Origin of the sequence: Streptomyces davaonensis JCM 4913 (assembly GCF_000349325.1) — a bacterium.
GTDB lineage: Bacteria > Actinomycetota > Actinomycetes > Streptomycetales > Streptomycetaceae > Streptomyces > Streptomyces davaonensis.
Map to the genome: position 1 here is coordinate 3,214,771 of NC_020504.1, position 19,299 is coordinate 3,234,069.

Annotated in this window: 19 protein-coding genes; 7 read left to right on the forward strand and 12 right to left on the reverse strand. The window is 70.9% G+C overall.

Features of this window, described 5'->3' with window-relative positions; genetic code table 11:
• Positions 1-11 precede the first annotated feature (11 nt).
• The 3 genes from coaD to recG are packed head-to-tail and all read right to left on the reverse strand — an operon-like array spanning position 12 to position 3,360.
• A complete protein-coding gene (gene coaD / locus BN159_RS13770; RefSeq protein WP_041819249.1) occupies positions 12-491 on the reverse strand; it encodes a pantetheine-phosphate adenylyltransferase in 480 nt (159 codons plus the stop codon).
• A 26-nt stretch (positions 492-517) separates the two neighbouring features.
• Positions 518-1,105 carry a 16S rRNA (guanine(966)-N(2))-methyltransferase RsmD gene (gene rsmD, locus BN159_RS13775; RefSeq protein ID WP_015657593.1) on the reverse strand — a complete coding sequence of 196 codons (588 nt, stop codon included), beginning with the start codon at positions 1,103-1,105 and terminating at the stop codon, positions 518-520.
• 41 nt (positions 1,106-1,146) lie between these two features.
• The gene (recG, locus tag BN159_RS13780) at positions 1,147-3,360 is read right to left on the reverse strand and encodes an ATP-dependent DNA helicase RecG (protein ID WP_041819252.1); all 2,214 of its coding nucleotides are present in this window, start codon (positions 3,358-3,360) and stop codon (positions 1,147-1,149) included.
• Between the two features lie 188 nt (positions 3,361-3,548).
• On the opposite strand from recG, the gene BN159_RS13785 reads away from it, so the two are divergent.
• Together BN159_RS13785 and BN159_RS13790 are read left to right on the forward strand one after the other, a co-directional pair.
• Positions 3,549-5,381, forward strand: coding sequence for an HSP90 family protein (locus BN159_RS13785; protein WP_015657595.1), 1,833 nt, complete (start codon positions 3,549-3,551; stop codon positions 5,379-5,381).
• A complete protein-coding gene (locus BN159_RS13790; RefSeq protein WP_015657596.1) occupies positions 5,381-8,308 on the forward strand; it encodes a hypothetical protein in 2,928 nt (975 codons plus the stop codon). Before BN159_RS13785 ends, BN159_RS13790 begins: the two co-directional genes overlap by 1 nt.
• A gap of 7 nt (positions 8,309-8,315) precedes the next feature.
• Here the strand turns inward: BN159_RS13790 and BN159_RS13795 are convergent, their stop codons facing one another.
• On the reverse strand, positions 8,316-9,980 hold the full coding sequence (locus BN159_RS13795) for a DAK2 domain-containing protein (RefSeq protein ID WP_015657597.1): 1,665 nt from the start codon (positions 9,978-9,980) through the stop codon (positions 8,316-8,318).
• A gap of 280 nt (positions 9,981-10,260) precedes the next feature.
• Between BN159_RS13795 and rpmB the strand changes: the two genes are divergently transcribed.
• Positions 10,261-10,446, forward strand: coding sequence for a 50S ribosomal protein L28 (gene rpmB / locus BN159_RS13800; RefSeq protein ID WP_003993230.1), 186 nt, complete (start codon positions 10,261-10,263; stop codon positions 10,444-10,446).
• A gap of 101 nt (positions 10,447-10,547) precedes the next feature.
• Here the strand turns inward: rpmB and thiD are convergent, their stop codons facing one another.
• Together thiD and BN159_RS13810 are read right to left on the reverse strand one after the other, a co-directional pair.
• Positions 10,548-11,342, reverse strand: a complete 795-nt coding sequence (gene thiD, locus BN159_RS13805; RefSeq protein WP_015657598.1) for a bifunctional hydroxymethylpyrimidine kinase/phosphomethylpyrimidine kinase — start codon at positions 11,340-11,342, stop codon at positions 10,548-10,550.
• Entirely contained in the window at positions 11,339-12,304 is a 966-nt protein-coding gene (locus tag BN159_RS13810) for a thiamine-phosphate kinase (RefSeq protein ID WP_015657599.1), read from the reverse strand. Before BN159_RS13810 ends, thiD begins: the two co-directional genes overlap by 4 nt.
• 206 nt (positions 12,305-12,510) lie before the next feature.
• Here BN159_RS13810 and BN159_RS13815 point away from each other — a divergent pair, with 206 nt between their 5' ends.
• Together BN159_RS13815 and BN159_RS13820 are read left to right on the forward strand one after the other, a co-directional pair.
• Entirely contained in the window at positions 12,511-12,744 is a 234-nt protein-coding gene (locus tag BN159_RS13815) for an Lrp/AsnC family transcriptional regulator (protein WP_003997603.1), read from the forward strand.
• A 20-nt stretch (positions 12,745-12,764) separates the two neighbouring features.
• Positions 12,765-13,265 (forward strand): DUF3515 domain-containing protein, encoded by a 501-nt coding sequence (locus tag BN159_RS13820; protein WP_015657600.1) that lies wholly within the window; start codon positions 12,765-12,767, stop codon positions 13,263-13,265.
• A 1-nt stretch (position 13,266) separates the two neighbouring features.
• Here the strand turns inward: BN159_RS13820 and BN159_RS13825 are convergent, their stop codons facing one another.
• The 3 genes from BN159_RS13825 to BN159_RS13835 are packed head-to-tail and all read right to left on the reverse strand — an operon-like array spanning position 13,267 to position 16,270.
• The gene (locus BN159_RS13825; RefSeq protein ID WP_015657601.1) at positions 13,267-14,424 is read right to left on the reverse strand and encodes a D-alanine--D-alanine ligase family protein; all 1,158 of its coding nucleotides are present in this window, start codon (positions 14,422-14,424) and stop codon (positions 13,267-13,269) included.
• Between the two features lie 59 nt (positions 14,425-14,483).
• Positions 14,484-15,494 carry an NAD(P)H-dependent glycerol-3-phosphate dehydrogenase gene (locus tag BN159_RS13830; RefSeq protein ID WP_015657602.1) on the reverse strand — a complete coding sequence of 337 codons (1,011 nt, stop codon included), beginning with the start codon at positions 15,492-15,494 and terminating at the stop codon, positions 14,484-14,486.
• On the reverse strand, positions 15,491-16,270 hold the full coding sequence (locus BN159_RS13835) for a lysophospholipid acyltransferase family protein (protein ID WP_015657603.1): 780 nt from the start codon (positions 16,268-16,270) through the stop codon (positions 15,491-15,493). The genes BN159_RS13830 and BN159_RS13835 overlap by 4 nt, the downstream gene beginning before the upstream one ends.
• Positions 16,271-16,424: 154 nt before the next feature.
• Between BN159_RS13835 and cofC the strand changes: the two genes are divergently transcribed.
• Both cofC and BN159_RS47055 read left to right on the forward strand, forming a co-directional pair.
• Positions 16,425-17,063 (forward strand): 2-phospho-L-lactate guanylyltransferase, encoded by a 639-nt coding sequence (gene cofC / locus BN159_RS13840; protein WP_015657604.1) that lies wholly within the window; start codon positions 16,425-16,427, stop codon positions 17,061-17,063.
• A gap of 70 nt (positions 17,064-17,133) precedes the next feature.
• Entirely contained in the window at positions 17,134-17,337 is a 204-nt protein-coding gene (locus BN159_RS47055; protein ID WP_015657605.1) for a hypothetical protein, read from the forward strand.
• A gap of 80 nt (positions 17,338-17,417) precedes the next feature.
• Here BN159_RS47055 and BN159_RS13850 read toward each other — a convergent pair whose 3' ends face one another.
• The 3 genes from BN159_RS13850 to leuD all read right to left on the reverse strand — a co-directional run bounded on the left by BN159_RS13850 (position 17,418) and on the right by leuD (position 19,298).
• Positions 17,418-18,056, reverse strand: a complete 639-nt coding sequence (locus BN159_RS13850; protein ID WP_015657606.1) for an HU family DNA-binding protein — start codon at positions 18,054-18,056, stop codon at positions 17,418-17,420.
• Positions 18,057-18,193: 137 nt separating this feature from the next.
• A complete protein-coding gene (locus BN159_RS13855; protein WP_015657607.1) occupies positions 18,194-18,427 on the reverse strand; it encodes an SCO5555 family protein in 234 nt (77 codons plus the stop codon).
• Between the two features lie 277 nt (positions 18,428-18,704).
• The gene (leuD, locus tag BN159_RS13860) at positions 18,705-19,298 is read right to left on the reverse strand and encodes a 3-isopropylmalate dehydratase small subunit (RefSeq protein ID WP_015657608.1); all 594 of its coding nucleotides are present in this window, start codon (positions 19,296-19,298) and stop codon (positions 18,705-18,707) included.
• Position 19,299: the final 1 nt, after the last annotated feature.

A 19,299-nucleotide genomic window follows, 5' to 3' on the forward strand; every position in this document is an offset into this window, starting at 1 on the left:
CTGTAGCCCCATCAGTCCTTGTGCAGCCGCTCGTTCAGGGCTTCCAGCACGGCCGGCGGGACCAGGTGCGAGACGTCGCCGCCCCAGGTCGCGACCTCCTTGACGAGCGAGGAGGACAGGAAGCTGTAGGTCGGGTTGGTCGGGACGAAGAGGGTCTCGACGCCCGAGAGGCCGTTGTTCATCTGGGCCATCTGGAGCTCGTAGTCGAAGTCGCTGACCGCGCGCAGGCCCTTGACGATGGCGGGGATGTCGCGCTGCTTGCAGAAGTCGACGAGGAGCCCGTGGAAGGCCTCGACCTTCACGTTGCCGTACTCGGCGGTGACCCGGCGGATCAGTTCGAGGCGCTCCTCGACCTCGAACAGGCCCTTCTTGGACTGGTTGATCATCACCGCGACGTACACCTCGTCGTACAGCCTGGAGGCGCGGGCGATGATGTCGAGATGTCCATTGGTGATCGGGTCGAACGACCCGGGACAGACGGCACGGCGCACTTGAGGTTCCTCGCTCTCCGGTCCGGTCATCGTGCGTCTTCGCACGTTGAGGCGGCGCGACCGTACCAAAACGTTCCCTCGCCGTAGCGACGGGCCCGGATCGCTTCGAAACCGTCCGGCCACCGGAATTCGCCGCCTCTGGTGCTGCGCTCCACGGTGACGAGCGCGTCCTTCGCGAGCCAGCCCTGGGTGCGGAGTGTGAGGAGAATCTCCCGAAGATCGTCGTCCGTGACGGCGTACGGGGGGTCCAGGAAGACGAGGTCGTACGGCTCGGTCGGCGCCGGGGTCTGGATGACCTGTTCGGCTTTGCCCGATCTCACCTCGGCGCCCGGGAGGCCGAGGCTTTTGACGTTCTCGCGGATGGTGCGGGCGGCTCTCGCGTCCGCCTCGACGAGGAGGGTGTGGCTCGCGCCGCGGGACAGGGCTTCGAGGCCGACTGCGCCCGAGCCCGCGTAGAGGTCGAGGATTCGTTCGCCGTCCAGCGGGCCGCCGAGGAGGGACTGCCAGGTGGAGAAGAGACCTTCGCGTGCGCGGTCGGAGGTCGGGCGGGTGCCGTTCCCTGGCGGGACGGCCAGGCGACGGCCGCCGGCTGCGCCGGCGATCACGCGGGTCATCTTTGGTCCTTCGTCGTGAGCGGCTTCAGGTTCATTGTGGCTCACCCCTTTTCCAAGTACTGCTCTCTCTCCTCGTCCAAGAGGGCGTCCAGGGCTGTTTTCAGGCCCGGAAGGTTCTTCAGCTCCGGATCCGCCGCCACCACAGCCGTCGCTTCCTCCCTCGCCTCCGCGATGATCTCCTCGTCCTCGATGACCGCCAGCATCCTGAGGCTGGTGCGGGCGCCGGACTGGGCCTGGCCGAGGACGTCGCCCTCGCGGCGCTGTTCCAGGTCGATGCGGGAGAGTTCGAAGCCGTCGAGGGTGGCGGCCACGGCATTGAGGCGCTGGCGGGCCGCGCTGGCCTCCGGCATCTCGGTGACCAGCAGGCACAGGCCCGCCGCCGAGCCACGGCCGACCCGGCCGCGCAGCTGGTGCAGCTGGGAGACGCCGAAGCGGTCGGCGTCCATGATCACCATGGCGGTGGCGTTGGGGACGTTGACGCCGACCTCGATGACGGTGGTGGCGACCAGGACGTCCGTCTCTCCGGCGGCGAACCGGCGCATGACCGCGTCCTTGTCGTCGGGGTGCATACGGCCGTGCAGGACCTCCACCTCGAGGCCGGCGAGCGGGCCCTTGGCGAGTTGGTCGGCCACCTCCAGGACGGCGAGCGGCGGGCGCTTCTCGGCCTCGTCCTCGGCGGACTTCCGGGCCTTCTTGGGGTCGTCCTCCTCGTCCCCGATGCGGGGGCAGACGACGTACGCCTGATGGCCGTTCTCGACCTCCTCGCGCACCCGTTCCCAGGCACGCGCGAGGAAGTGCGGTTTGTCCGCGGCCGGGACGACATGGCTGGCGATCGGTGAACGCCCGGCCGGGAGCTGGTCGAGGACGGAGGTCTCCAGATCGCCGAAGACGGTCATCGCGACCGTGCGCGGGATGGGGGTGGCCGTCATGACGAGCAGATGGGGCGGCTGTTTGCCCTTGCCCCGCAGGGCGTCGCGCTGTTCGACCCCGAAGCGGTGCTGCTCGTCGACGACGACGAGTCCGAGGTCGTGGAACTGGACCTTGTCCTCGATCAGCGCATGGGTCCCGATGACGATCCCGGCCTCTCCGGTCACCAGATCGAGCAGCGCCTGCCGCCGGGCCGCGGCGCCCATGGAACCGGTCAGCAGCACCACCTTGGTCGCCTGCTCGGCCCCGCCCAGCATGCCGCCCTCGGCCAGCTCCCCCATCATCTCGACGACCGACCTGTGGTGCTGCTGGGCCAGCACTTCGGTGGGCGCCAGCATGGCGGCCTGGCCACCTGCGTCGACGGTGGCGAGCATGGCCCGGAGCGCCACCATCGTCTTTCCCGATCCGACTTCTCCTTGCAACAGCCGGTGCATCGGGTGCTCGGTCGCCAGGTCGGTGAAGATCTCGCCCGTGACTCGTTGCTGGCCCTCGGTGAGGGTGAAGGGGAGGCGGTCGTCGAAGGCTGTCAGGAGGCCGTCCGGCTTCGGTTTGCGGGCCACTGCGGGGAGTTGGGCGTCCGCGTGGCGGCGGCGGGCGAGGGCTACCTGGAGGACGAAGGCCTCGTCCCATTTCAGGCGGGCGCGGGCGTCCTCGATGTCGGCTTTGGTGTGCGGGCGGTGGATCTTCTCCAGGGCCTCGGGGAGCGGGACGAGGCCGCGGCCCTCGCGGAGGCTGTCCGGGAGGGGGTCGACCGCTTCCAGGCATGTCGGGAGGACCGTCTGGAGCGCCTTGCCGATCTTCCAGGACTCCAGTTTGGCGGTGGCGGGATAGATCGGGATCAGGGCGCCGGCCCAGGTCTCGACCGTCTCCTCGCCGTCGCCGCGCAGGAGTTCGTAGGCGGGGTGGGCGAGCTGGAGGCGGCGGTTGAAGACGGAGACCTTGCCCGCGAACATCGCGCGTGTGCCCGGCAGGAGTTCCTTGTGGGGCTTGTGAACGCCGTTTCCGAAGAAGACCAGTTGGAGTCGGCCGCTGCCGTCGGTGATGGTGACTTCCAGGCGCTGGCCCTTGCCGCGCGGGGCCTTGGCGGAGGCGAAGGTGTGCAGCCGGGCGTCGGCGACCTGGGCGACCACCGTGACGTGCTCGTCCATGGGGAGGTCGGCGAGGTGCGTGAGCTGGCCGCGCTCCTCGTATCTGCGCGGGTAGTGGTGCAGGAGGTCGCCGACGGTGTGCAGGCCGAGGTGCTCGGCCATCACCTTCGCGGTGGCGGGGCCGAGCACCGACTTCAGTGGCTGCTGGAGTGGTTCTTGCAGTGCGGGCACGAGATCCATTGCACACCACGCCACTGACATCGTCGCAGACCTCCTGCCCGCCATCACCGTAAAGTCCGAGGAAAGCCCTGGTCAGACGGCTGGTTGGGGCTTAGGATGACGCGTCCTACGGCCATCCCTCGCGGTCATCGCCTCACACGGACCGCCCGACCCCGCGCCGACGCACTCCCCCCACCGGCGCAGCGACGATGGACTCCCAGACCTCACAGTCATCCCAGGCACCCCAGTCACCTCATACGTTCCAGGTCGACCTGCGCGGCCTGGTGGACCTGCTCTCCCATCACCTCTACTCCAGTCCGAAGGTCTACCTGCGCGAGCTGCTTCAGAACGCCGTGGACGCCATCACCGCCCGTCGGGCCGAACAGCCGGACGCCCCGGCACGGGTGCGGCTGTACGTCGATTCCGACGGCGGCGGGTTGCGGGTGGAGGACTCCGGTATCGGGCTGACCGAGTCCGATGTGCACAGTCTGCTGGCGACGATCGGCCGCAGTTCCAAACGGGCGGACGGTCTTCAGGCGGCCCGCTCGGACTTCCTCGGCCAGTTCGGCATCGGTCTGCTGGCCTGTTTCGTGGTCGCCGAGCGGATCCGGGTGGTCAGCCGCAGCGCCCGTACGCCGGACGCGCCACCGGTGGAGTGGACGGCGACGGACGATGGTTCGTACACCGTGCGGACGCTGCCGGACGCCGAGCGGCCCGAGCCGGGCACCACCGTGCATCTGGTGGCGCGGGCCGGTGCCGGGGAGTGGCTGGCGCGGGAGCGGGTGCTCACGCTGGCCCGGGACTTCGGCTCGCTGCTGCCGTACGACGTGCGGGTGGACGAGGAGGAGGTCACCGATCTCCCGGCACCCTGGGACCGGGCCTATCCCTCGCCCGCGAACCGGCGGGTGGCGCTGGCCCGGCACTGTCATGACCTGTTCGGGTTCACTCCGCTGGACTCGATCGGGCTGAACGTTCCGCTGGCCGGGATCCGCGGGGTGGCGTATGTGCTGCCGTCGGCGGTCAGCCCGGCCCAGCGGGCCGGTCACCGGGTGCACCTGAAGGGCATGCTGCTGACCGAGCGGGCCGAACAGCTGCTGCCGGACTGGGCGTTCTTCGTGCGCTGTGTGCTCGACACGGACAGTCTGCGGCCCACCGCGTCGCGCGAGGCGTTGTACGAGGACGAGACGCTGGCGGCCGTACGGGAAGCGCTCGGCGAAAGGATTCGCTCCTGGTTGACCGGGCTTGCGGCCGGTGATCCGGAACGTCTTGCGGCCTTCCTGTCGGTGCACCACCTGGGCGTGAAGTCCCTGGCGCGGCACGACAAGGAGATGCTGCGCACGATGCTGCCGTGGCTGCCGTTCGAGACGACCGACGGGCGGCTGTCGCTGGAGGAGTTCGCGCAGCGGCACCCGGTGGTGCACTTCACGCGGACCGTCGAGGAGTACCGGCAGGTCGCGCCGATCGCGTCCGCGCAGGGCATCGGGGTGATCAACGGCGGTTACACGTACGACAGCGAACTGGTCGAGGCGCTGCCCTCGGTCCGTCCGGGGACGGTCGTGGCCGAGCTGGACGCGGACACCGTGACCGCGCATCTGGACTCCGTCGACCCGGCCGAGGAGCTGGCGCTGTCCGGCTTCCTTGCGGCGGCGCGGGCCAAGCTGGACCCCTTGGGCTGCGATGTGGTCCTGCGGGCCTTCCATCCGCTGTCGGTGCCCGCGCTGCACCTGGACGACCGGGCGGCCCGGCACGAGCAGGCGCGGGCAGCGGCGGAGGAGCAGGCGGACGACCTGTGGGCGGGCATCCTGGGCTCGCTGCGCGGCGGCGCGCCCCGCGCGCGTCTGGTGCTCAACCACCTCAACCCGCTGATCCGGCGGATCAGTTCCGTGGGCGACGCGGAACTGATCGGCACCGCCACCGAGTCCCTGTACGGACAGGCCCTGCTGATGGCGCAGCGGCCGCTCAGGCCCGCGGACTCGGCGCTGCTGAACCGGGCCTTCATCGCTCTGCTGGAGTGGGCCACGAACGGCGAGGAGGGTCGCTGATGACCGGGATCACGGACTTCGACGCGCTGCGCCGGGCGATGGCGGAGAACGCCGAGCTGCCGGAGGGCCCGGCCCGCAACGCGCGCGCGGAGCAACTGCTCGCCGAGGCCGAGAAACTGGGCGTGCCTCTCGCGGTGATCGAGGCGCTCGGGCACCAGCTCACGGTCTACAACTACAGCTCCGAGAAGGACAAGATGTTCGTCCCGTTCGCGCGGCTGCTGCGCATGTGGGACGAGCAGCCGGGGGACTTCGACGCACAGGAGGCGCACTCCCTGCACTGGGTGTTCAAGTGGATGACGTCCGGCATGCTCGACCAACCGCACGTGCCGCTGGCCTCCATAGAGAAGTGGCTCGGCGAGATGGAGCACCGCTACCGGCTCGCCGGGCACTCCGAACGTGCCGTGCGCAGCAGTGAGTTCAGTGTGGCCGCGCACGTCGGGGACGTACCGCGCGCCGAGCGGGCGTACGCGGCGTGGCTGGCCGCCGACCGGGACGCGATGGCCGACTGTCCCGCCTGCGAGCTGCACGGGCAGGGCTGGTGGCAGGCGGAGTGCGGCCGGGACGAGCGGGCGCTGGAGCTGTGGCGGCCCGTCCTGGAGGGCGAGTTCACCTGCGCCCACGAGCCGCACACGGCGTTCGCCTCCTCCCTCGTGCCGCTGCTGCGTCTCGACCGTGTGGACGAGGCGCGCGCCCACCATCTGCGCGGTTTCCGGTTGGTGCGGCCCATGGAGAGCATGCGCGGGGCGTACGCGGACCATGTCGAGTTCTGCGCGCTGACGGGCAACGAGGCACGCGGTCTCGAGCTGCTCGCGGAGCGGCCGGCGTACTTCACCGACACCGGGCATCCGCGCAGCAGGCTGGAGTTCCTGTCCGTGGTGACGCTGCTCATGGAGCGGCTGACGGGTCTCGGGCTGGGCGGGCAGCGGGTGCCGGGGCCGACAGGGCGCAGTTGGACGGCGCGGGAACTGGCCGCACACGCGCGTGCGGAGGCGCTGGAGCTGGCCGGACGGTTCGACGCGCGCAACGGCACCGCGCGGGTGAGCGAGCTGGCACGCGCGCGCATGACGCAGGAACCGCTGGTGGAGCGGTTGCCGCTCGGGGTGCGCTCGGCGCGTGGCACGGCGGCTTCCGGCCCTGTTCCGGTGCCGGAGGTTCCGGCGCAGGATGAGCCCGTGGAGGCGGATCTGCCGACCCTGCTGGCCGAGGCCCGGCGGCTGTCGGACACATTGCAGCCGGACGCCGTCGAGGCGTGGGCGGACGTGGCGCGGGCCGCCGAGGGCGCCGAGCTGGACCCGCGGGACCGCGCGGAGATCATGGATCACCGGGCCATGGAGCTCGGTCCCGAGGGCGTCGAGCTGTTCGAGCGGGCGGCGGAGCTGTACGCCGAGGCGGGCGACCCGGGCGAGGCACTGGCGGCACGCACGCGTGCGGCGTACGTCCGAGCCCTGACCGGCCGCCTGGAGGAGGCTCTCGCGGGAGTCGGCGAGCCCTACGACGAGGTGCTCGCGCTGTACGCCGAGTCCGGCACGGGTCTGCGGCAGACGGCGGCGGTGCTGATGGGCCGGGCCCGGGTGCTGATGCGGCAGGTTCACGCGGCCGACGAGCCGGTGGCCCCGGCGGTCGTGGGCGCGGCGGATGCGGCGGCGCGGGAGGTGCTGGCGCTGGTGGACGGGCGTACCGGGGACGACGTACGGCTCGCCGCACGGTCCGCCGAGGCGCAGGCGATGCTCGCCGAGCTGGCGGCGCTCTCGGGCGATGTGGCGGGCGCCGCGCGGCTGTTCGCGCGGGCCTCGGCGGCCTTCGTCGGGGCGGGGCTGCCGTGGTTCGCGGTGGAGTACGAGGCGCGGCTGGCCGGGCTCGCCCACCACCTGGGCGACACGGCGGAGGCGGAGCGGGCGCTGCGGGCGGCCCTGGAGCACGGCGGAGCGCAGTTGGAGGCGCCGGGCCGGGCGCAGCTGCATCTCCAGCTCGCCGAGGTCCTGGGCGGCCGGGGCCTGTCCGACGAGGCCGCCGAGCACGCCCTGGAGGCGGCGCACTGGGCCGACGAGGCGGGCGAGGGTCCGACGCTCGGCGCCTGGGCACGGCATCAGCTCGGCGGGTTCCTGCTGCGGCAGGGGCGCTGGGCGGAGGCCGCCGAGGTGCTGGAGTCGGCGCTGCCGGACCTGAGCGCGGAGACGCACGGCGACGGGGCGGTCGTCCAGACGCAGTGGTGGCTCGGTGACTGTCTGAGCGAGCTGGGCGAGCACCGGGAGGCGGCCGAACGGCGGCTTCAGGCGGCGGAGATCGCCCGGCACTGGCCCGAGCAGCACGATCACGCGACGCTGGCGCATCTCGCCGCCGAGTCCCTCGGGCAGGCGGGGCTGCACGAGGAGGCGGACCGGGCCTACACGCGCGCGGGCGACCTGTGGCGCGAGCTGGGCAACATCCACGGTCTGGTGCGCTCGCTGCGCGCCCGCGCGTGGCTCGCGCTGCGTGCGGAGGACGGCGCGGATCCCGCGCGGGAGTTGATGTCGACCGCGGTCCGGGAGTGCGTGGCGGCGCTGGAGGAGGCGCCCGACGAGGAGACGCGCGCCCGGCTCACCGCCGAGCTGGGCCACACCCACCGCCAGTTCGGCGACCTGCTCGCCCGTTCCGCGGCCGAGGACGACGCGGACGACTCGATCCGGTCCGCTCTGGACGCCGCGCTGGCCCGGATGGCCGAGGCGGTCACGGTGTTCGCGACGCTCGGGGACGACGGCCGGCACGCCCGCACCGGCGCCGAACTGGCCGCGGGCTGGCTGGCCGCGGACCTGGGCCGCCCGGCGGAGGCGGAGGCACACGCGCGTGCGGTGCTCGCGGCGTACGCGGACGCGGACGAGGAGGACGCGGTGGCCGAGGAGCGGCGCGCGGAGGCGGAGCAGCTCCTGGAGACGGTCGAGGAGGACTGACCGCCCGCTACTCGACCCCGATGAGCAGCAGTGCCCCTTGCCGCCCGCCCCGGTACACCACGGTGTCCACGGCGAGGTAGGACTCCCGCACCCGCGCTTCGAGGTGCTCGGCGATCCCGTCGGGCGCCTCGTCGCCGAGGACGAGGGTGACCAGCTCGCCGCCGGCCGCGAGCATGCGGTCCAGGACGGTCTCGGCGGCGGCGGTGACGTCCGCGCCGATCACGGCGACATCGCCGTCGATGAGGCCGAGGACGTCCCCGGCCTGGCAGATCCCGGCCATGGTCCAGGACTGGCGTTCGGCGACGGCGACCTCGGCGTAGCGGGTGGCGCCGGCCGCCGAGGTCATCGCCACGACGTCCTCGTCGAAGCGGCGCTCGGGCTCGTGCACGGCGAGCGCGGCGATCCCCTGGACCGCGGACCGGGTGGGGATCAGCGCGACCCGGATGCCCTCCGCGCGGGCCTGCTCCGCGGCCGCGGCCGCGGTGTGCCGCAGGTCCGCGTCGTTGGGCAGCAGCACGACCTCCCGCGCGTGGGCCCGCCGTACGGCCTGCACCAGCTCCCCGCTCGCGGGCGGCTCCCCGGGGCGCGCGAGCACGGTGGTGGCACCGGCCTCGGTGTAGAGCCCGGCCAGGCCGGGGCCCGGCACGACGGCCACGACCGCACGCTGGGCGCGCTCCCGGGGCGGCCGCTCCGCGCCGGTGGTGTGCACGTCCCCGGCGCCGAAGTGCGTGATCCGGATCCGGTACGGTCGTCCCGCCTCGACGCCCGCCTCCACGGCGGCACCGGCGTCGTCGACGTGCACATGGACGTTCCACAGGCCGTCCCCGCCGACCACGACCAGTGAGTCCCCGAGCCCGTCGAGCCGCTCCCGCAGCCGGGCCACGGCCGCGTCCTCGGCCTCCAGGAGGTAGATCACCTCGAAGGCGGGGCCGGCCCCCTCCGGGGACGCACAGTCACCGGGGCTGTCGAGCGCCACGTGCGCGTGGAGGGCCGTAAGAACGGGCTTCTCCCCCGTGAACGTCTCCACCAGCGCCGCGAGTACCGTGACGAGCCCTCGCCCCCCGGCGTCCACGACCCCCGCGCGCTCCAGCACGGCGAGCTGGTGCGGAGTGACTGCGAGGGCGGCGCGCGCGCCTTCGTAGGCGGCCCGCGCGACGGTCCCGCAGTCGCCCTCCGCACCGTCGGCCGCTTCGGCGGCGGCCGAGGCGACGGTGAGGACCGTGCCCTCGACGGGGTGGGCGACGGCCTGGCGGGCGGCGTCGGCGGCCTGCCGCAGGGCGAGCCGGAGTCCGCTCGCGTCGGCGTGAGACGTGTCACTGTCGGCGGCCAGCACCTGGGCCATGCCCCGCAGCAGCTGCGCCAGGATCGTCCCGGAGTTCCCGCGTGCCCCTATGAGCGCGCCGTGCGCCATCGCGCGGACGGCGTCGGCGAGGGAGGGCAGGGCGGGTCCGGCGCCCTGGGAGCCCGCCTCGTGGCCGATGAACACCGCGTCCACGGCCGCCGCCGCCGACTCCACGGTCAGATACAGGTTCGTGCCGGTGTCCCCGTCGGCCACGGGGTAGACGTTGATCGCGTCGATCTCCTCGCGCGCGCGACCGAGCGCTTCCAGCGCGAGGCCGCACCAGGTGCGTACCGCGAGAGCATCGAAGAATGTCTGCGGCACCTGCGCCACCTGCGCCTCCTTGACCTGCCGACGAGCCGCCGACGGAGCTGCCGACCGTGGGACGCAGCGTAGACCCAGGGGCCGGGTCCACCGGAAGAGGGCCGGGAGCGGTCCCCTGAGCAGGCATGGTAGTTTCGTTCTACTGGCGCAGCCGTTGTATGCTGCTCCGGTTGCCCGATCCAGATCGGGCCATTCCCCTGGCAACGCCACTCAGATCTCTGATCCTGCGATCTCGATCCCGGCCTGCCGGGATCAACCGTAAGTGCATCTGAAGTCTTTGGAGTGACCCGTGGCTGCCAACTGCGACGTCTGCGGCAAGGGGCCGGGCTTCGGCAACAACATCTCGCACTCGCACCGCCGTACGTCCCGCCGCTGGAACCCGAACATCCAGCGCGTCCGTACCGTGGTCGGCGGGACGCCGAAGCGCGTGAACGCTTGCACCTCGTGCATCAAGGCCGGCAAGGTCTCGCGCTGACATATCGCTGAGCGCGCGGCCACTGCTGGTTCGCTGCACTGAGCCGGTCCACCTTCGAGTGGACCGGCTTTTTGCATGCCCTCAGCGCCTCTTCAGGGCCTTCAGGGCCTCTTCAGCGCCCAGGCGTGATCCACGGGCCCGATCCCGCCGCCGAGTGCGAACCCGGCCGCGATGGCCCCCGTGACATACTCCTTGGCCGCCGTCACCGCCTCCGGCACGGCCCGGCCCTTCGCCAGCTCCGAGGCGATGGCCGAGGCGAGCGTGCAGCCCGTCCCGTGGGTGTGCCGGTTGTCGTGGCGCGGTGCGCGCAGCCAGTGCTCCTCGGAGCCGTCGGTGAGCAGATCCACGGCGTCGCCCGCGAGATGGCCGCCCTTGATCACGACCCAGCGCGGCCCGTACGCCAGCACGGCCGCCGCGGCCCGGCACAGATCGTCCTCGGACTCGACGCGCAGACCAGTGAGTTGAGCCACTTCGTCGAGGTTCGGGGTCGCGACCGTGGCCACCGGCAGCAGCTTGGTGCGTACGGAGTCCAGCGCGGCGGCGGCCAGCAGCGAGTCGCCGTGCTTGGAGACACCCACCGGGTCGACGACGGCCGGGGCGTCGGTGGAGCCGATCAACTCGGCCACCGCCTCCACGAGTTCCGCGGAGGCGAGCATGCCGGTCTTCACCGCCTGGACGCCGATGTCGTCGACGACGCTGCGGTACTGGGCGCGCACCGCCTCCACCGGCAGCGGCCAGGCGCCTTGCACGCCCAGCGAGTTCTGCGCGGTGACGGCGGTGATCACGCTCATGCCGTGCACGCCGAGGGCCAGCATCGTCTTCAGGTCGGCCTGGATCCCGGCCCCGCCACCGGAGTCGGAACCCGCGACCGTGAGCACCCTCGGCGGCGCGCTCACGACTCGATGTCCCCGAAGTGGTCCCAGCCGCCCTTGCTGGTCCAGGGCGCCCCGTCGACCGTCACCTGGGGCAGCGCCGAGGGGTTGAGGACCTCGCCGATGACCTTCCAGCGGGCGGGCAGCTTCACGTCCGGCGGGAAGGTCGCCACGATCGCGTGGTCCTCTCCCCCGGTCAGCACCCACTGCATGGGGTCGACGCCGACGGCCTGCCCGATGTCGTTCATCTGGGACGGGATGTCGATCGCCCCGGAGCGGATGTCGATCCGCACCTTGCTGGCCTCGGCGATGTGCCCGAGGTCGGCGATCAGCCCGTCGCTGACGTCGCACATGGCGGTCGCCCCGAGCCCCGCCGCGGCGGGCCCCGCGTGATACGGCGGCTCCGGGCGCCGGTGCGCCTCCACGAAGGCCCGCGGCGAGCGGAACCCCCGGGACAGCACCGCGTATCCGGCCGCGGACCAGCCCAGCCAGCCGGTCACCGCGACGAGGTCGCCGGGCTGGGCGCCGGCCCGGGTGACGGGCTCCTGGTTGCGCAGATCGCCGAGCGCGGTGATCGACACCATGATCGAGTCGCCGCGTACGACATCACCGCCGACCACGGAGGCGCCGGCCACCTGGCACTCGTCGCGCAGGCCGTCCATCAGCTCGGTCGGCCAGGTCACCGGAAGTTCGGCGGGGACGACCAGACCGAGCAGCAGGGCGGTCGGTACGGCGCCCATGGCCGCGATGTCCGCGAGGTTCTGCGCGGCCGCCTTGCGGCCCACGTCGTACGCGGTGGACCAGTCGCGGCGGAAGTGCCGGCCCTCCACCAGGATGTCGGTGCTCGCCACAACCCTGCGGTCGGGCGCGGCGACCACCGCGGCGTCGTCGCCGGGGCCGACCCGGACCGCCGGGGTGGTGGTGAGACGGGAGGTGAGCTCCCTGATGAGCCCGAACTCCCCCAGCTCACCAACAGTGCCCTTCATTGCCCTTACGCCCCTTCTGTCCCTGTCCGTTCCCGGTCGCGTGTCTCTACTGTCCTCGATACGGTCGAGGTGACCGTCAACCACTGTCGTGCCTGCACCCCGGCGCGGGACCCTCGGCCCCCGCGGGTCTCCCCGTGACGAGCGACGACGCGATACCGTGGCGTTCCTTTTCCCCACATGATCCTCGTGGCCGCCCTGGAGGTTCCGTGGTACAGGCGTACATCCTGATCCAGACGGAGGTCGGCAAAGCGTCGACCGTCGCCGAGACGATCAGCAAGATCCCTGGAGTCATCCAGGCCGAGGATGTGACAGGACCGTATGACGTGATTGTGCGCGCGCAGGCCGACACCGTAGACGACCTCGGCCGCATGGTGGTCGCCAAGGTCCAGCAAGTGGACGGCATCACCCGTACATTGACCTGCCCCGTCGTCCATCTGTAGCCCCCGTCTACCCTTGGCCGGTGAACTCTTTGCGTCACCGGCTCATCGGTCTGCCCGCGTTGGTCCTGTCGATCACCGTCGCGGGCTGCTCCTCAGCAGACGACAGCGGGTCGGCGACGGTTCCCTCCCCGGGCGCGAAGGTCGCGGGGCTGTGTCAGAACCTGGACAAAGCGCTGCCCACGAAGGTGGCCGGTGAGAGCCGCCGTGATCCCGAGCCCGCCTCGACGCTGACTGCTGGCTGGGGAGGCCCGGAGATCATACTGCGCTGCGGTGTGAGCCGGCCGCCGAAGATGGTCGATCCGAAGGTGGCCGAGGGGGGCGACGCGGACGCGGTGGCCGGCGGCGTGAACGGCGTCGACTGGCTGATGGAGCGGCAGGAGGGCGGGGCGTACCGTTTCACCTGCGCGAATCGCTCCGCATATGTGGAGGTGACGGTGCCCGAAGGGGTCGACAGCTCGGCCGTGCTGATCGACCTGGCCAAGGCCGTCAAGAAGGCGATCCCCGAAGGGATCGCCTCCTAGCTCAGCGGAGTCCGGTCGACCTGCGCAGCGCCGCCTGCACCAGCCGGTCCACCAGTTCCGGGTAGCTGATGCCGCTCGCCTGCCACATCTGCGGGTACATCGAGATCGGCGTGAAGCCGGGCATCGTGTTGATCTCGTTGATCACGAACTCGCCGTCCTCGGTGAGGAAGAAGTCCGCGCGGACCAGGCCCTCGCAGGAGGCCGCCTCGAAGGCGTCCACGGCGAGCTGCTGGACCTCGGCGGTCTCCTCGGCGGTCAGCGGAGCCGGGACGATGCCCGGGGTCGAGTCGATGTACTTCGCCTCGAAGTCGTAGTACGCGTGCTCCTGCGGCGGCGGGATCTCCGCGGGCACCGAGGCGCGCGGGCCGTCCTCGAACTCCAGCACCCCGCACTCGATCTCACGGCCGCGCAGGGCCGCCTCGACGAGGATCTTGGGGTCGTGACGCTGCGCCTCGGCGATGGCCTCGTCCAGGCCGGACAGGTCGTCCACCTTGGTGATGCCGATCGACGAACCCGCGCGCGCGGGCTTCACGAACAGCGGCCAGCCGTGCTCACCGGCGAAGTCGACGATCTTCTTACGCGCCGCCGACTCGTCCTGCTGCCACTCGCGCGGCCGGATCACCACGTACGGGCCGACCTTGAGCCCGAAGGAGGTGAACACCCGCTTCATGTACTCCTTGTCCTGGCCCACGGCCGAGGCGAGCACACCGGCGCCCACGTACGGGACGCCGGACAGCTCCAGGAGGCCCTGAAGGGTGCCGTCCTCGCCGTACGGGCCGTGCAGGACGGGGAAGACGACGTCGACCTCGCCGAGCGCCTTGGGCACCGATCCCGGCTCGCTGTAGACGACTTCGCGATTGCCGGGGTCGACGGGGAGCACCACGGTGCCCTCGCTCGACTCGGCGAGCTGCGCGACATCGGGCGTACGGCGGTCGGTGATCGCCATCCGTTCCGGTTCGTCGGCGGTGAGCGCCCAGCGGCCGTCCTGGGTGATGCCGATCGGCAGGACGTCGTACTTGGTCCGGTCGATGGCCTTGAGGACGGCGCCGGCGGTGACCACGGAGATCCCGTGCTCGGAGCTGCGGCCGCCGAACACGACGGCCACGCGCGGCTTGCGAGGCGGCTGCTGAGGGCTCTGGGGGCTGTTCTCGGTGCTCATATCGCGTTGAGAGTACCCGTTGGTACGGGCCTGATACAGCGCCCCGGAACCTGCGTCGCTCAGCGTCGTTCCGGCTTCGCGCTGCGCGACATCAGCTCCTTGACGGCGACCACCGGGGGCTTGCCCTCGTGGACGATGGCGACGACCGTCTCGGTGATCGGCATGTCGACGCCGTGCCTGCGGGCCAGATCCAGCACCGACTCACAGGACTTGACGCCCTCGGCGGTCTGCTTGGTGACCGCGATGGTCTCCTGGAGGGTCATGCCCTTGCCGAGGTTGGTGCCGAAGGTGTGGTTGCGGGACAGCGGCGAGGAGCAGGTGGCCACCAGGTCGCCCAGTCCGGCGAGTCCGGAGAAGGTCAGCGGGTCGGCGCCGAGCGCCACTCCGAGCCGTGCGGTCTCCGCGAGGCCGCGGGTGATGAGCGAGCCCTTGGCGTTGTCGCCGAGCCCCATGCCGTCCGCGATGCCGACGGCGAGCCCGATGACGTTCTTCACGGCACCGCCGAGCTCACAACCGACCACGTCCGTCTCGGTGTACGGCCTGAAGTACGGCGTGTGGCAGGCGGACTGGAGCCGCTGGGCGACGGACTCGTCGGTGCAGGCGACCACGGCGGCGGCCGGCATCCGCGCGGCGATCTCCCGGGCGAGGTTGGGTCCGGTGACCACGGCGACCCGGTTCGCGCCGACCTTGGCGACGTCCTCGATCACCTGGCTCATCCGCATCGCGGAGCCCAGTTCGACGCCCTTCATCAGCGAGACGAGGACCGTGTCCGGCGCCAGCAGCGGCGTCCACTCGGCGAGGTTGCCGCGCAGTGTCTGCGAGGGGACCGCGAGGACGGTGAAGTCGGCGCCGTGGGCCGCCTCGGCGGCGTCGGTGGTGGCTCGCAGGTTCTCCGGGAGTTCCACGCCGGGGAGGTAGTCCGGGTTCGTACGCGTGGAGTTGACCGCTTCGGCGAGTTCCGGGCGGCGCCCCCACAGGGTGACCTCGCACCCCGCGTCGGCGAGCACCATGCCGAAGGCGGTACCCCACGATCCGGTGCCGAAGACGGCCGCCTTGACGGGCTTGCTCACTTGCTCTTCTCCTCGTGCCCGGTCTGCGCCTCGTGCCCGGTCTCCGCCTGGCTCCTGCGTCGCTGCTCGATCCGCTCCTTGCGCGGGTCGTAGGGCATGACGGGCGCCTTCTCGCCGCGGAGTTCCTCCAGCTGGCGCGTGATGGCGGCCATGATGACCTCGGTGGCCTCCTTCAGGAGGTCCGGGGTCATCTCCTTGTCGTAGAAGCGCGACAGGTCCACGGCCGGACCCGCGAGCACGCGCGAGGTCTTGCGGGGAAGGACGTTGAGCTTCTTCGCGTACGGCGGCAGCAGTTCGTTGGCACCCCACTGCGCGACCGGGATCACCGGGCACTTGGTCTGAAGGGCCACGCGCGCGGCACCGGTCTTGCCGGTCATGGGCCACTGGTCGGGATCGCGGGTGATGGTGCCCTCGGGGTAGAAGGCGACGCATTCACCGCGGTCCACGGCGTCGATCGCGGCCCGGAAGGCGCTGAGCGCGTCCGTGGTCTCGCGATAGACGGGGATCTGCCCGGTGCCGCGCATGAAGGCACCGACGAATCCCTTCTTGAAAAGTCCGCTCTTGGCGAGGAATCGCGGAACGCGGCCGGTGTTGTACTGAAAGTGCGCGTAGGCGAAGGGATCGACGTGCGAATTATGGTTCACCACGGTGATAAATCCGCCGTGGGCCGGAATGTGCTCCATTCCGCGCCAGTCCCGCTTGATCAGTACCACCAGCGGTGGTTTGGCGATCACCGCTGCCAAGCGATACCAGAAGCCGATTCTGCGGCGGGGCACGCGGACACCTTCCTCTAGAGCCTGGGGGGCCGCACAAGTGTCGCCCCAGGCCGACCGTCTGTCGAGAACACCGTACGCCCCACTGACCGGACCGCCAGATGGCTCATGTGAAAGCCGGGTGACAATGGCCGCGACAAGAGAGGTACGAACGCGCGTGCAGTGGACCTTGGTCATACCCCTGAAGCCTCTGGCGCGGGCCAAGAGCAGGCTCGCGGACACCGCGGCCGACGGGCTGCGCCCGGCCCTCGCCCTGGCCTTCGCGCAGGACACCGTGGCAGCGGCGCTGGCCAGCCCCGCGGTCCGCGATGTGGCAGTCGTCACGGACGACGCCCTGGCCGCCCGGGAGCTGTCCGCCCTGGGCGCCCGGATCGTCCCCGACGAGCCGGACGACGGCCTGAACGCGGCGCTGGCGCATGGGGCGGCGGTCGTGCGCTCGTCCCGCCCCGAAAGCGCCGTGGCGGCTTTGAACGCGGACCTTCCCGCACTGCGCCCGCTTGAATTGGCCCGAGTACTGGACTCGGCCGCGCAATTCCACCGTGCTTTTCTGCCCGATGCAGCAGCAATCGGCACGACACTGCTGACCGCCGCACCGGGCCGGGAATTGCACCCAGAGTTCGGCCCGGATTCCCGCACCCGCCACCGCACCTCGGGGGCCACGGAACTCCCCCTCACCGACGTCGATTCGGTACGCCAGGACGTGGACACCGGGGATGATCTACGAGCGGCGCTGGCACTGGGGGTGGGCCCGCGCACAGCGGCAGTGTCGGCACATCTGGTGATTGCGGGCCTGTAGCTCCCCGCACCGCGCGGCAGTCGACCGACAACAGATCCCCCCACGACCACCACCGCGTACGCTGAGCCCCATGCAGGCCACCGCATACACGTACGACCCCCGGACCAGGAGCGGACAGGTCCTCCTGGACGACGGCACCCCCGTCCCCTTCGACACCGCGGCGTTCGACGCGGGCGGACTGCGCCTGCTGCGCCCCGGACAACGCGTACGCATCGAGACAGAGGGCCCGAAGGACAAGCCCCGCATCACCCTCGTCACGCTGCAAACCCTGTAAGCCTTCGAGCAGACCCCAAAACGCGCCGCGGGCCGGACTCCCCAGGGAGTCCGGCCCGGCGCGTGAGTACCCGTGCGCCCCTACCTCTTGCGGGCGGTGGTCTTCTTGGCGGTGGTCTTGCGAGCCGTCGACTTCTTGGCCGGGGCCTTCTTGGCGGTCGCCTTCTTCGCCGGCGCCTTCTTGGCGGTGGCCTTCTTGGCCGTGGTGGCCTTCTTCGCGGCGGTCTTCTTCGCGGCCGCGGTGGTCTTCTTCGCGGTCGTCTTCTTCGCCGTGGTCTTCTTCGCGGCCGCCGTGGTCTTCTTGGCCACGGCCTTCTTCGCGGTGGTGGCCTTCTTCGCGGCGGTCTTCTTGGCCGCGGCCTTCTTGACCGTCGCGGCAGCCCCGCCGGTCAGGCTCCCCTTGGGTGCCTTCTTCACGGCGACCTCGCCGCCCCGCGGGAGCTTCTTCGAGCCGCTCACCAGGTCCTTGAAGCCCTGGCCCGCGCGGAAGCGCGGAACGGAGGTCTTCTTGACCCGAACCCGCTCGCCCGTCTGGGGGTTGCGGGCGTAACGGGCGGGGCGGTCGACCTTCTCGAACGAACCGAAGCCGGTGACGGAGACCCGCTCACCCGAGACGACCGCGCGGACGATCGCGTCCAGTACGTGGTCGACAGCATCGGCGGCCTGCTGACGGCCGCCCATCTTGTCGGCAATCGCTTCTACGAGCTGCGCCTTGTTCACGTCTTCCCCTTCGGAGACATCGCCAGAACGAAAGTGTTCAAGCTTTTTCGCACGTTAGGCAGATATATACCGCAAATCAAACACGAAACGGGCTTATCACCCTTGTGCCGCAACGGACTCGACGCTCTCTGGAGCTCTCAGCGTTCCTCGTCATCGGGGAGTCGACCCGCGTCGAGGTCTGCCTTGAACGCCTCCAGACGCCTTGCCGCATCGGCGAGATCGTGCTTGGCCGCGGCCGTAATGACCAGCAGCTTCCGGGTCAGCGCCATCCGTACGCCCTCCGGGACTTGCAGTGCACGCACTCTTGTGTGCGCTTCCTTGAGTTGGTCCGCGACCGCCGCGTAGAGCTGGAGTTGGCCGTCGTGTTCCATGCACAGATTGTGCCATCTGGGGCGAGTTGTCGCCTGCTCAGGGTGCAACTGCCGCCTCAAACGGCCGTCGAAGCACGCGCGGCGGTCTTGGCTTGAAGGCTCGCCTACCCCAACAACACCCCTCCTAACGTGGGAAGTTGTGCGCGGCCACCGACGTGCGCGGAGCCGTTCGGGTGGAGACACAGCTGTACCCCCGATCGGGCTGATCGGGGGTACAACGGGGGTGTTCCGGTGGCCGAATCTCGACCTGTTCAGTTGCTCCGGAGGCCGTCCGGTGTCACGCCTGGAGCGTCTGCGGCTTGTACGAGGGCCGCTTGGCCTCGTACGCGGCGATGTCGGCCTCGTTCTGGAGGGTGATGGAGATGTCGTCCAGCCCGTTCAGCAGCCGCCAGCGGGAGTTCTCGTCCAGCTCGAAGGAGGCGGTGACGCCCTCGGCGCGCACCTCGCGGTTCTCCAGGTCGACGGTGATCTCGGCCTCGGGGTCCTCCTCGACGAGGTCCCACAGCGCGTCCACGATCTTCTGCTCCAGAACCACCGTGAGCAGGCCGTTCTTGAGCGAGTTGCCGCGGAAGATATCGGCGAACCGGGAGGAGATGACGGCCTTGAAGCCGTAGTTCTGGAGCGCCCAGACGGCGTGCTCACGGGAGGATCCGGTACCGAAGTCGGGACCGGCGACCAGCACCGTGGCGCCCTGCCGCTCGGGCTGGTTGAGGATGAACGACCCGTCCTTGCGCCAGGCCTCGAACAGCCCGTCCTCGAAACCGTCCCGGGTCACCTTCTTGAGCCAGTGAGCAGGGATGATCTGGTCGGTGTCGACGTTGGAACGGCGCAGCGGGACGCCCCGGCCGGTGTGCGTGGTGAATGCTTCCATG

What these genes read in the sequence shown, in the direction of transcription:
- rsmD (WP_015657593.1), bottom strand. Translation starts at nt 1,105, where the DNA reads ATGACCCGCGTGATCGCCGGCGCAGCCGGCGGCCGTCGCCTGGCCGTC.
- recG (WP_041819252.1), bottom strand. Translation starts at nt 3,360, where the DNA reads ATGGATCTCGTGCCCGCACTGCAAGAACCACTCCAGCAGCCACTGAAG.
- BN159_RS13785 (WP_015657595.1), top strand. Translation starts at nt 3,549, where the DNA reads ATGGACTCCCAGACCTCACAGTCATCCCAGGCACCCCAGTCACCTCAT.
- BN159_RS13790 (WP_015657596.1), top strand. Translation starts at nt 5,381, where the DNA reads ATGACCGGGATCACGGACTTCGACGCGCTGCGCCGGGCGATGGCGGAG.
- BN159_RS13810 (WP_015657599.1), bottom strand. Translation starts at nt 12,304, where the DNA reads ATGAAGGGCACTGTTGGTGAGCTGGGGGAGTTCGGGCTCATCAGGGAG.
- BN159_RS13825 (WP_015657601.1), bottom strand. Translation starts at nt 14,424, where the DNA reads ATGAGCACCGAGAACAGCCCCCAGAGCCCTCAGCAGCCGCCTCGCAAG.
- BN159_RS47055 (WP_015657605.1), top strand. Translation starts at nt 17,134, where the DNA reads ATGCAGGCCACCGCATACACGTACGACCCCCGGACCAGGAGCGGACAG.
- BN159_RS13855 (WP_015657607.1), bottom strand. Translation starts at nt 18,427, where the DNA reads ATGGAACACGACGGCCAACTCCAGCTCTACGCGGCGGTCGCGGACCAA.
- leuD (WP_015657608.1), bottom strand. Translation starts at nt 19,298, where the DNA reads ATGGAAGCATTCACCACGCACACCGGCCGGGGCGTCCCGCTGCGCCGT.